The sequence below is a fragment of the Heyndrickxia coagulans DSM 1 = ATCC 7050 genome, from assembly GCF_000290615.1.
Classification (GTDB): domain Bacteria; phylum Bacillota; class Bacilli; order Bacillales; family Bacillaceae_C; genus Weizmannia; species Weizmannia coagulans.
Genome location: NZ_ALAS01000231.1, coordinates 26,184 through 37,072, shown reverse-complemented (window position 1 = coordinate 37,072; position 10,889 = coordinate 26,184). Strand labels below are relative to the sequence as shown.

The 10,889-nt window shown below is 48.1% G+C and carries 12 protein-coding genes; 5 read left to right on the top strand and 7 right to left on the bottom strand.

The genetic code is table 11. The annotated features are described in order from the left end of the window. Positions 1-148 precede the first annotated feature (148 nt). The 3 genes from motB to IC21_RS12710 all read right to left on the bottom strand — a co-directional run bounded on the left by motB (position 149) and on the right by IC21_RS12710 (position 2,410). The gene (gene motB, locus IC21_RS12720; RefSeq protein ID WP_029142374.1) at positions 149-973 is read right to left on the bottom strand and encodes a flagellar motor protein MotB; all 825 of its coding nucleotides are present in this window, start codon (positions 971-973) and stop codon (positions 149-151) included. Beyond that, positions 966-1,769 (bottom strand): flagellar motor stator protein MotA, encoded by an 804-nt coding sequence (gene motA / locus IC21_RS12715; RefSeq protein WP_013860362.1) that lies wholly within the window; start codon positions 1,767-1,769, stop codon positions 966-968. Before motA ends, motB begins: the two co-directional genes overlap by 8 nt. Before the next feature lie 266 nt (positions 1,770-2,035). Beyond that, positions 2,036-2,410: a DnaJ family domain-containing protein gene (locus IC21_RS12710; RefSeq protein WP_019721470.1), complete on the bottom strand. Its 375-nt coding sequence runs from the start codon at positions 2,408-2,410 to the stop codon at positions 2,036-2,038. Positions 2,411-2,506: 96 nt separating this feature from the next. Here IC21_RS12710 and IC21_RS16920 point away from each other — a divergent pair, with 96 nt between their 5' ends. Then, the gene (locus tag IC21_RS16920) at positions 2,507-2,704 is read left to right on the top strand and encodes a hypothetical protein (protein ID WP_162130225.1); all 198 of its coding nucleotides are present in this window, start codon (positions 2,507-2,509) and stop codon (positions 2,702-2,704) included. Here the strand turns inward: IC21_RS16920 and IC21_RS12705 are convergent. Then, on the bottom strand, positions 2,699-3,049 hold the full coding sequence (locus IC21_RS12705; protein ID WP_017551467.1) for a DUF488 domain-containing protein: 351 nt from the start codon (positions 3,047-3,049) through the stop codon (positions 2,699-2,701). The genes IC21_RS16920 and IC21_RS12705 overlap by 6 nt on opposite strands. Positions 3,050-3,163: 114 nt before the next feature. Here IC21_RS12705 and IC21_RS12700 point away from each other — a divergent pair, with 114 nt between their 5' ends. The 4 genes from IC21_RS12700 to mreBH all read left to right on the top strand — a co-directional run bounded on the left by IC21_RS12700 (position 3,164) and on the right by mreBH (position 7,326). Then, a complete protein-coding gene (locus tag IC21_RS12700; protein ID WP_029142373.1) occupies positions 3,164-4,417 on the top strand; it encodes an MDR family MFS transporter in 1,254 nt (417 codons plus the stop codon). A gap of 184 nt (positions 4,418-4,601) precedes the next feature. Next, positions 4,602-5,369: a TraR/DksA C4-type zinc finger protein gene (locus tag IC21_RS12695; protein WP_029142372.1), complete on the top strand. Its 768-nt coding sequence runs from the start codon at positions 4,602-4,604 to the stop codon at positions 5,367-5,369. A gap of 167 nt (positions 5,370-5,536) precedes the next feature. After that, positions 5,537-6,052, top strand: a complete 516-nt coding sequence (locus IC21_RS12690; protein ID WP_014097227.1) for an acyl-CoA thioesterase — start codon at positions 5,537-5,539, stop codon at positions 6,050-6,052. A 263-nt stretch (positions 6,053-6,315) separates the two neighbouring features. Continuing rightward, complete coding sequence (gene mreBH, locus IC21_RS12685; protein ID WP_013860371.1) at positions 6,316-7,326, top strand: rod-share determining protein MreBH; 1,011 nt, start codon at positions 6,316-6,318, stop codon at positions 7,324-7,326. A gap of 71 nt (positions 7,327-7,397) precedes the next feature. Here mreBH and floT read toward each other — a convergent pair whose 3' ends face one another. The 3 genes from floT to IC21_RS12670 form a co-directional block, all read right to left on the bottom strand. Beyond that, a complete protein-coding gene (gene floT / locus IC21_RS12680; protein ID WP_029142371.1) occupies positions 7,398-8,912 on the bottom strand; it encodes a flotillin lipid rafts scaffold protein FloT in 1,515 nt (504 codons plus the stop codon). Between the two features lie 12 nt (positions 8,913-8,924). Beyond that, positions 8,925-9,479: an NfeD family membrane protein gene (locus IC21_RS12675; protein ID WP_029142370.1), complete on the bottom strand. Its 555-nt coding sequence runs from the start codon at positions 9,477-9,479 to the stop codon at positions 8,925-8,927. 273 nt (positions 9,480-9,752) lie between these two features. Next, a complete protein-coding gene (locus IC21_RS12670; protein WP_029142369.1) occupies positions 9,753-10,883 on the bottom strand; it encodes a bifunctional cystathionine gamma-lyase/homocysteine desulfhydrase in 1,131 nt (376 codons plus the stop codon). Positions 10,884-10,889 lie beyond the last annotated feature (6 nt).

Sequence of the window (10,889 nt, the reverse complement as noted above, 5' to 3'; positions counted from 1 at the left end):
ATGTTCATTCAAGGTGTACATTTAGATGATAGAGTGTCTTCCCATTTTTTTCCACTCATTTGCCCCTTCGAGTAAAATTTTACACATACGCTTCACGGGATCATCGAACGATTGGAAAATACGGATCCGGGACGCTTTTTTTCCGGTTTTACCGGCCGTTTCCTTTCTCATTTTTCGGGAGAATGAGCACTTCCACCCGCCGGTTTTTTGCCCGGCCGCCTTGCGTATCATTCGATGCAATCGGATGGTATTCCCCATATCCTTTTGCCGAAAAATATTTGGGATTTAAATTTTTATTTTCTAAAATGATCTTTAGAAAATTGGTTGCGCGCATCACGCTTAAGTCCCAGTTTGATTGGAAAACAGAGTTATGGATCGGCACATTGTCCGTATGGCCGCTGACGATAATGTTTCTTGGCGGGTCCATCACGAGCAAATTGGAAAGGGCTTTGGCAGTTTTGATATCTTCTTTCCGGACCTCCGCTTTTCCCGAATCAAACAGGACATTGTCGCGGATCGTAATCAAAAGCCCTTCGCCTGTCAAAGACGTTTTAAACTTTCCTTCCAATTTATTGTGCGCTATGTACGTGTTGATTCTTTGCTGGGTTTCTTTTAATTGGGCATCCCCTTGCCCATTTGATGTATCTGTTGTGCTGTTGCTTTTTGAACCATTCGTTGTGCTGTCCCCGTTTTTTTGTGCATCATTTTTCTTTTGCTCGAGAAATTTTTCTGTGTCGGATGTGCCGTTATCATCCCCGGATGTCTGCTTCGTATAATCGAAAAAGCTCGTCCCGCCGACAAACACGCCGTTTAAGACTTTAGAAAATTTTTGGAATTTCTGGGCGTCGATGGAACTCATTGCGAACAGGACGATAAACAGGGCAAGGAGCAATGTTAAAAGGTCGGAATAAGGCAGGAGCCATGCCTCGCTGTTTCCCTCTTCTTCTTGTCTTTTCTTCCGCTTTTTACTCATTTGTTGCCACGCTGCCTTCTGTAATCTCTTCCATCAGTTTGATCCGTTCTTCATTCGGCAAATAAGACGCCAGTTTCTGTTCGATCACGCGCGGGGATTCGCCTGCCAGGATGGAGAGAATCCCTTCCAGCATAATTTCCTTGTTTTTTGCTTCGTTTTTGGACTTCCGTTTTAATTTATTGGCAAACGGATGCCACAATACGTAGCCGGTAAAAATCCCGAGCAATGTGGCCACGAATGCGGCAGAAATGGCATGCCCGAGCACTTCTGTATCCGACATATTTCCGAGAGCGGCGATCAGCCCCAATACGGCACCGAGCACCCCGAGTGTCGGGGCATATGTGCCCGCCTGGGAAAAAATGGCAGCCCCCATCTGATGCCTTTCTTCCATTGCCTCGATCTCTTCGCTCAGCACATCGCGGATATATTCGGCACTCTGCCCGTCAATCGCAAGGCTCAGGCCGTTTTTCAAAAAAGCGTCATCGACCTCGTCCAGCCTTGCTTCAAGTGCCAGCAGCCCTTCTCTCCGGGCAGTCTGGGCCCAGTCGGAAAAAAAGCGGATCATTTCTTCCGTGCTCATCAGTTGTTGTTCCGTAAATATAATCTTCAACAGTTTGGGAATTTTTTTCAATTCACTCATTGGGAAACCGATAATGACGGTCGCAGCCGTTCCCGCCAGTATAATTAAAAGGGCAGCCGGGTTAACGAGGACAGCCGGGCTTACCCCTTTTAACACCATCCCGGTACCAATTGCCGCAACACCCAGAATTACGCCGATAATTGATGATTTATCCATTTTTTTCACCTGAATATCATAATGTCTTCTTTCATTATATCGGATGGATGGCGGCAATTTGTAGTAAAAAAGCGGGAAAATATGATGCGGTTTTTAAACGCCCGGTGAAAGGGGCAGCCGGTTTCCGTTCCCCTGGATTTAGTAAGCAATTACAAATTAACGGCGCACTGTAACGCTCCAGAACGCCACCAAACCTGCTTTTTAAACGGGCTTCCCGCTTCTTGCGCAGAAACCGGCCCCACTTCCGGTTCTGTTCGCGGCGTCCCTTAATCAAACAGCCTTTTTTCAATTTTATCCTGGTAATTTTTAAACATGGCGCTGTTTGTTTTGATCCGTTTTTTGGAAAGCATTTGGTTGTACGCCAGCAGCTTCTCGCTCAGTTTCTTTTGCAATCCTTCTTTTTCCATTTCATTTTCGGACTGCTTGATTAAATCTTCAATGGAAAGCAGTTCTTTCTTTAAATTGGCTTCTTCCGGGGAAAAACCGGCGTTCTGCAAAATCCGGTAAGCCATCCGCAAATCTTCCGGCACGCCGGAAAGCGGGTCTTTCGGGAGCGGCTTTCCGTATCCCGGCAGATTTTCAAATTGCCCTTCTTCATACGCTCTCCGGATTTTCTCTTCCGTCATTCTCATGAAATCCAAGGTCGGCACCCCTTTCGCTTTTTTACCATTATACCGCATGCGGGTACATATTTCCTTCTGTTTAAGGGACGCTATAGGCAGGAAGGGGGAACAAGGATGGGACGCGGAGAAATGTTTGGCCACAAAAGAAAAGGCCACCCGGGCCGTTTTCCGAAAGACCAGATGGCCGGTGAAAAGCAGCATAAAGACAGCAACTATGACGACGAGCAAACATTTCCGCACGAAGGTTTAAAAACCGCATGCACAACCCGTAATAACAGGCGCCGCAGCGTATGCGGCGCCTTTCGATTATGACCGTTCTTCGAGATATTCTTTTAACACCACCGCCTGGTTGTGCTTTTCGTCTTTTGCCGCGTAGAGCAATGTAACCGTTCCAGCCTTTCCCCATTCGATCAGCCGGTCCAGTTCCGTTCTGTCTTCCAGTCGGTCCAGCTCTTCCTTATAAAGCGCGGCAAATTCAGCAAAAAAAGCCGGATTATGGTTAAATTTTTTCCTGAGGGAACCCGTCGGCGCAACTGTCTTCATCCAGGCATCGAGTGCCGCTTTTTCTTTTGATATGCCGCGCGGCCAGAGGCGGTCGACCAGCACACGTTTGCCGTCCCCGCCGGGCTCTTCATAAATTCGTTTTATCCGGTACATCTGGCAATCCCCCTTTCAATGCCTTGCCCGGTCCTGTAACTTTCTTCATTGTTTTCCCCGCTTTTTCTGGTATCATAGGGTTGATACCAATTCTGGACAGATGAGGAAATTTTTATGAGAATACGTGACTGGGATCAAAATTTAAAAGTCCGCCTGCTTGGGGAATCCTTGATGAATATCACCTTTTGGATGTTTTTCCCCTTTCTGACCATTTATTTCACCGAGGCGTTTGGGGCCGAGCTTGCGGGTGTCCTGCTGATTGCCTCACAAGTTTTTTCCATCATTGCCAATTTGCTCGGAGGATACTACGCCGACCGCTTTGGCAGAAAGAAAATGATGGTCGTGGCCTCAATCGGGCAGGGCGTGTCTTTTTTCATTTTCGGATTTGCCAATTCGCCATGGTTCCATTCCGCCGTGACAGCTTTTATTTGCTTTACGGCTGCCGGCGTTTTCGGTTCTTTTTATTATCCGGCAAGCCAGGCAATGATTGCCGATGTTGTGGATGAGAAAAACCGGAGCCATGTGTTTGCCGTTTTTTATACATCTATGAACATTTCCGTCGTCATCGGCCCGGCAATCGGCGGGATATTTTTTGCGGATTACCGTTTTGAACTGCTTGTTTTTGCCGCTCTTTCCTGTTTTCTGCTTGGCGCACTGCTCGTCAAATATACGCGCGAAACAGCACCGGTTTGGGCAGGCGGGCAGCAGCGCGTCCGTAAAAAATGGTACAGTACGCTGATGGAACAGGCCAAGAGCTACCAGGTGATTGTTAAAGATAAAATATTTATGTTGTTTATTTTTGCCGGAATCCTGATTTCCCAAACATATATGCAGCTTGATTTAATTTTGCCGGTATTTACGAAGCAGGCCATTCCTGAAGCAGATTTGCTCCATCTGCTCCACTTTACCGGCGAGCAGCTGTACGGTTTTATTTTATCCGAAAACGGGCTGATTGTCGCGCTTTTTTCAGTAGCGGCGACGAAATGGGTGACGAGGTACCGGGAGCGGAATGTGTTTGTCCTCTCCTCCCTCCTGTATGCCGTTTCGATTTATTTGTTCGGCGTCTGGATTTCAAGCATCGGCTTTATTTTCTCGATTCTTTTGTTCTCGCTTGGCGAACTGATTGTGACCGGAATCCAGCAGGACTTTGTTTCGAAGCTTTCCCCGCCTGAAATGCGCGCGCAATATTTTGCCGCCGCAAGCTTGCGCAATACAATCGGGCGCACGATTGCCCCTGTTTCCATCCCGCTTGCCGGTTGGATCGGCTATAAATGGACGTTTTCCATCCTGGCCGTGCTTGCGGTAATGAGCGCGGGGATGTATGTGCTGATGTTCCGACAGTATGAAAAGAAACGCCTGTCTGCTTGAAAACGGGCATGATCGATGCACAATAGGCTAAAAAAGTCTGTCTGTTTAAACGGGCAGACTTTTTTTCATGAACAGCAGTGTTTTGATCCATACTAATTTTAGAAAAGTTTGCGGGCTTTTTCCCGGTGGTAAATAGACTCTAAAACGATTGAACCCATCTTTTTTTTAGAAAGAAGTGGTGAATATGCTGACAAAAGAACAACTGGCGCATTTCCGTTCCATTTTAACCGCGCAGCTGAAAGAATTTGAAGAGGAATTCGGGGAAAACGGCCATTTCCAAACGGGAACGGCACCTCCTTACGATTCTGTCGGGGAACTGTCCAGTTACGATAATCATCCCGCCGATACCGGTACTGAACTGTTTGAGCGGGAAAAAGATATTGCCTTAAATGACCATGCTGAATATGAAGTCGAAAAAATCAAAGCGGCCCTCAAAGCCATTGAGGACGGCACTTACGGAAGATGCAAAGAATGCGGCAAAGAGATCCCGCTTGAGCGGCTTGAAACCCTTCCGTCCACGCTGTACTGCAAAGAGCACACCCCGGACCGGACCATTCCAAGACACCGCCCGGTTGAAGAAGACGTGCTGAATCCACCGTGGGGAAAATTCGTTTTTGATGGAGGCAAAGATGAATCGGTCGCTTTTGACGCGGAAGACGCCTGGCAGGCTGTCGCAAAATGGGGCACATCCGAGTCCCCTTCCGATTTTGAAACCCCGCCGGACAGTTACAATGATATGTATACGGAATCGGATGACCATGACGGCTATGTGGAAGATTTCGAAAACTTTTCCGGCAATGACATCAACGGGAAAAACGTGGAAATCTATCCAAATGAGGAATACAAAGAATACGAAGAAGAATTGGATGAAACCCGTACGATGACGCCGTTCGGGGATCTGCCCCGAAACGAAAAAGATCCTTATGTGGAAGACGAGAAAAAAAAGAAATGAGCATGCAAAAATCAGGTTGAGGTGCCGGGCCTGATTTTTCTTTTGAAAAAATTCCGGATGAAAGCCTTTTTTCGTTCGTATATGCCGACTGATTTTGCTATAATTTTTATATGATAAAAGGAAATTTGAATCGCGTTTGACAGCGCCGACATATTGGAGTGAGACTTTTGGAAGACAGACCGAAGAAATACATGCGGGAAACCCGCACAGTAAGGACCAGTTATGTTTTTCCGCCGGACACAAACCATCTTGGCACACTGTTCGGAGGAAAACTGATGGCGTATATTGATGATACTGCATCGATCGCCGCGGCCAAATTGGCAAGATGCACCGTTGTCACGGCTTCGACCGACTCCGTTGATTTTATCGCACCGATCCGCGTCGGAAACGTCGTTACAGTAGAAGCCATGGTCAGCCGGACAGGGCGGACATCGATGGAAGTATTTGTAAAGGTCAGTGCGGAAGATTTGAAAACAGAAGAGACAAAAATTGCCGCCATTTCTTTTTTGACCTTTGTCGCACTGGATGAGGATGGAAAACCTACACCGGTGCCGGAAATCATCCCGGAAACCGATGAGGAACGATGGTTAAACCAAACGGCCATCCAGCGCGCCGAACAGCGGGTGCTGCGGAAACAACAAAGTGAAGAATTGGCGCGCTATTTGTCAAAAATGCCGCTGTGATTCTTGTTTAGAAAAAATTCCTTTTGAAACAAAAAGGAATTTTTTCCTGTCCTCCATTGTGAATAAAATTACAAAAAGATTAAATTTGGGGTGCCGGCTGAAGCTGTTTTTCGCATATTTTATGGACTTGCCGCGATCATATTTTTGTAACATAAGAGAATGGAAGAAAATGTAACCTTTCAGAACGAACAAAAAAAGCTATACTAAATGGGAGAGACTACTGTTAATCCGAGCGAAAAGACGATGAAGGTTAGGTGACATGCATGTTTTCAGGGAATGAAATTGGGATCGATCTAGGAACTGCAAATGTTTTAGTATATTCGAAAAAAGAAGGCGTTATTTTAGACGAGCCGTCCGTTGTGGCGATTGACCATTCGACAAGGCAGGTGCTCGCTTTCGGGCAGGAAGCCAAAGCGATGATCGGAAAAACACCTGAAAAAATTACTGTCATCCGCCCTTTAAAAGGCGGGGTAATCGCTGATTTCGATATGACAACAGAAATGCTGAAACAAATTATGAAAAAAATCAATCAGCAAAGCGGCATCTCGATCCGCAAACCGAACGTCGTAGTATGCGTCCCATCAGGCGCAACATCGGTTGAACGGCGGGCCATTGAAGATGTCGTCAAAAACAGTGGGGCAAAAACCGTCCATTTGATTGAAGAACCGGTTGCTGCCGCTATTGGTGCCGATCTTCCCGTGGACGAGCCGATCGCCAACGTGATTGTCGATATCGGCGGCGGCACTACGGAAGTCGCCATTATTTCCTTCGGCGGCGTCGTGACGTATAACACGATCCGCATCGGCGGCGATAAAATGGACGATGATATTATGCAGCATGTCAGAAAAACGTATAATCTGCTGATCGGCGAGCGGACAGCGGAAAAAATTAAAATGGAAATCGGGCATGCCCTTGTCGACCATCCGGAACAAACGCTGGATGTCCGCGGGCGCGATCTCGTGACAGGGCTGCCGCGAACCATCACCTTAAGTTCGTTGGAAATTCAGGCTTCGCTCCGCGATTCCCTGCTCCAAATTTTGGAAACGGTCCGGGCTACACTGGAAGACTGCCCGGCAGAGTTAAGCGGCGATATTGTGGACCGCGGGATTGTTTTAACAGGGGGAGGCGCCCTCCTTCAAGGCATGCAGGAATGGCTGAGCAATGAAATTTCCGTGCCTGTCCATCTCGCGCCAAACCCGCTGCAATCCGTCGTAGTCGGCGCAGGCCGCTCCCTCCAGTTCATCCATAAAATGACTGCGGGGGCCGGAAAATAACCGGACACATTTGTTTTTCTAAAGAAACGGCGTGCTTTTGCCTTTTAATTTGGCAGAAACACGCCGTTTTTTCACCCTTTTGTGCTTTGTTCCAAAGCTGCCGGTTCCGGTTCAGCTGTTTGTTGCAGTTTGATCCCGGAAAGGCCTTCCAGCATTTCCCGGACATCAATGCCGCTTGACGCTTTCAAAGTTTCCTGTAAGGTCGACATCAAATCGGTTGCATAGCCGGTGATCTTATTTGCACCGCCGTTTGCGCCGCTTCCGGTATCGACAACGGTGATTTGGTCAATATTGGAAAGCGGGGCCGCTACTTGTTTCGCATATTCAGGCAGCACTTTCAAAATCATATCGAGCACAGCCGCCTGGCCGAACTGTTCGTATGCTTCCGCAATTTTTCGTTTTGTTTCCGCTTCGGCCAGCCCTTTGAGACGGATGACTTCGGCTTCCGATTCCCCTTGGGCGCGCTGGGCATCAGCTTTAGCCGTACCATCAATGCGGACGCGTTCCCCTTCCGCTTTCGCCATCGCTTCCACCCGGTATTTGTGGGCGTCGGCTTCTGCCATTTGTTTCGTTTTTTCTGCAACGGCGGCCTGCTCAACCGAATAACGGTCTGCATCCGCTTTTTTCTTGACTTCGGAGTCGTATTGCCGTTCACGCCGCAAAATTTCTTTTTCTTCGAGCTCGATTTGTTTTTGCCGCTCGATGATCTTGATTTCCATTTCCTGTGCGGTGACTTCCTGTTTCGACCGGGCCGTTTCCAAATCGTATGCCTGGTCGGCTTTTGCCCTTGCGATATCCTGTTCGCGGCGGAACTCGGCAATTTTCAACTGGTTGAACTTCTCGGCTTCCGCAATTTCCGTTGCCCGTTCCAGTTCTGCACGTTTTGCTTCTTTTAATGCTTCCGCTTTCCGGATTCTCGTTTCTTTTTCGGCTTCTGCCGTGGCAATATCCGCATCGCGTTTGACCTGTGCAATTCGCGGTTTCCCGAGCGCATCAAGGTAGCCGTTTTTATCCTTCACTTCTTTAATCGTAAACGACACGATAATAAGCCCCATTTTTGCCAGATCCTGCGAGGCAACGCGCTGGACTTCCTGTGAAAACTTGTCACGGTTTTTATAAATTTCTTCAACCGTCATTGAACCGAGAATCGAGCGCAAATGGCCTTCCAAAACTTCCCGCGCTTCATTTTCGCGGTCTTCTTTTGATTTCCCGAGAAATTGTTCGGCCGCTGTCGCAATTTCGCCGATCGACCCGCCGATTTTAATAATGGCAATTCCATCTGCCATCACCGGGACGCCTTGTTCGGTGTAGACTTCCGGGGTGGTCACTTCCAGCTTGCTCGATAATAAGCTGAGCGGTTTTGCCTGCTGGAATACCGGAAACACAAATGTACCGCCGCCACGAATAATTTTAATTTTATTTCCGGCTTCGTCGACATGGACATTTCTACCGCCAAGAAAACTCCCTGTTACAATCAATGCTTCATCCGGCCCTGCTGTACGATATTTTGTAATAAAAACGCCGATAAGGGCAATCACCAAAAACACAACAACCCCGATAACAATCCAAATTCCGCTTGCAAACATGCGGCTCCCTCCTTATAATTGTCTAAAATTTTCAATTTTCAAACGATAATTCTCATAGGGCACAACATATAACACGCCATTTTTCACTTCAATCACCAACACCTGCGTCCCTTCTTTAATTTCCTCATCCTGTATGCTGGCTGCCGGCTTGGAGATCGTTCCTGTTTTGCTGTCAATCACCACTTCACCAAAACCGGCTTTCGGAATCGAAAGAATCGTTTTCCCGACCCTTCCTTCCAGGGATTCTTCCGTATAAGCAAGCGATTCCTCAGCCGAAGACAGCGGGACAAGCACAAACACATTGAGCAGGATATCAAGAATCACCGCGATCACGGCAGAAATGGCCATGATCAGCAGGTGGGAAAGCGGTGTCACCTTTTCCAAAATATACCCGCCTGCCGAGAAAAAAGTAAAAAATGCCAAAATCAGGGCTGGATGGATAAAATGGATGGCGTCTGCAATTCCGCCGAGCAAGTCATTGAACAACAGGTAAAGCACCGTCAGGCATCCCGCCATAATCAGCAAAGCCAAATACGCCGTCTCTATCGGCACGCCGAACACTTCCATAAACATTCCACCCTTTCCTTGATTGGGATTTTCTTTCAGATGACGCCGGACATAATTGCTTACTAATCATTACGTTTAAAAATGCTTTAAGTTTCGTGAAAGAGGAAATTTTTTTAAACTGTGGAGCTGCCGCTGCGGATTCGCACGATGGTGATGTTTTACAGCGGGCAAAAGTATGGTGAACATTCCAGACCAGGCGACAGGAAACAGAGCGGCATCCGCCATTGATACCGTTACAAAAAGCCTGCTCCCCCATGAGAGCAGGCTGACTTTTTACCTTAGCGCGTTTTCCAGATCTTCCAACAAATCTTCGACGTCTTCAATGCCGACTGAGATGCGGATAAGCCCGTCTTCGATGCCAAGTTCGAGACGGCGTTCACGCGGAATGGATGCATGCGTCATAAGCGGCGGGAGCGAGATCAGGCTTTCCACCGCGCCGAGGCTTTCTGCCAAAGTAAAGTAACGCGTTTTTTTCAATATTTCAAGGGCTTTTTCCTGGGATGCCACTGTAAAAGAGGCCATGCCGCCGAATCCACCGGCCTGGGAACTGTGCACTTTATGCCCGGGATGATGGGCAAGCCCCGGATAGTATACCTTTTCAACGGCAGGATGTGCGGCAAGAAAATCAACAATTTGCTTTGTGTTGGATTCAATTTCTTCCATGCGTATGCCGAGTGTTTTAATGCCGCGGATCAACAGCCAGCTGTCCTGCGGCCCGAGAATGCCGCCGGTTGAGTTTTGGATAAAATGCAAGTCTTCTGCAAGCGCCTCGTTCCGCACGGCAACAAGGCCTGCGACCACATCGCTGTGCCCGCCGAGATACTTCGTCGCGCTGTGCACGACGATATCCGCCCCTAAAGTGAGCGGATTTTGCCAATACGGGGTGCTGAATGTGTTGTCCACGATAAATGTCAGGCCGTTTTCACGGGCCACACCGGCAATGGCCCGCAAGTCTGTTATTTTCAGCAGCGGGTTCGTCGGCGTCTCCACGTAGATGGCTTTTGTATTCGGGCGGATCGAGGCACGGACCGCATCCAGATCGCTCGTGTCCACAAAAGTCACGTCGATATGGAAACGGTTCATCACTTTTGTTAAAACGCGGAAAGTCCCGCCGTATACATCATCGGTTGCCAAAATATGGTCGCCGGCTGAAAACAGCTGGATCACCGCTGTAATTGCGGCCATCCCGGATGCAAATGCAAAACCGTGTGTGCCTTCTTCGATATCTGTAATCAGTTTTTCTAACGCTTCACGCGTCGGATTGCCGGTGCGTGCGTATTCGTATTTAAAATGGCCGACGCCGTCCTGCTTGAATGTGCTCGCATGATGGACGGGCACTGAAACTGCGCCTGTAAATGGATCGCGGCTGATGCCTGCATGAATGAATTTTGTTTTTTTACGCATGACACA

What these genes read in the sequence shown, in the direction of transcription:
- motB (WP_029142374.1), bottom strand. Translation starts at nt 973, where the DNA reads ATGAGTAAAAAGCGGAAGAAAAGACAAGAAGAAGAGGGAAACAGCGAG.
- motA (WP_013860362.1), bottom strand. Translation starts at nt 1,769, where the DNA reads ATGGATAAATCATCAATTATCGGCGTAATTCTGGGTGTTGCGGCAATT.
- IC21_RS16920 (WP_162130225.1), top strand. Translation starts at nt 2,507, where the DNA reads ATGGGACGCGGAGAAATGTTTGGCCACAAAAGAAAAGGCCACCCGGGC.
- IC21_RS12705 (WP_017551467.1), bottom strand. Translation starts at nt 3,049, where the DNA reads ATGTACCGGATAAAACGAATTTATGAAGAGCCCGGCGGGGACGGCAAA.
- IC21_RS12700 (WP_029142373.1), top strand. Translation starts at nt 3,164, where the DNA reads ATGAGAATACGTGACTGGGATCAAAATTTAAAAGTCCGCCTGCTTGGG.
- IC21_RS12695 (WP_029142372.1), top strand. Translation starts at nt 4,602, where the DNA reads ATGCTGACAAAAGAACAACTGGCGCATTTCCGTTCCATTTTAACCGCG.
- mreBH (WP_013860371.1), top strand. Translation starts at nt 6,316, where the DNA reads ATGTTTTCAGGGAATGAAATTGGGATCGATCTAGGAACTGCAAATGTT.
- floT (WP_029142371.1), bottom strand. Translation starts at nt 8,912, where the DNA reads ATGTTTGCAAGCGGAATTTGGATTGTTATCGGGGTTGTTGTGTTTTTG.
- IC21_RS12675 (WP_029142370.1), bottom strand. Translation starts at nt 9,479, where the DNA reads ATGGAAGTGTTCGGCGTGCCGATAGAGACGGCGTATTTGGCTTTGCTG.
- IC21_RS12670 (WP_029142369.1), bottom strand. Translation starts at nt 10,883, where the DNA reads ATGCGTAAAAAAACAAAATTCATTCATGCAGGCATCAGCCGCGATCCA.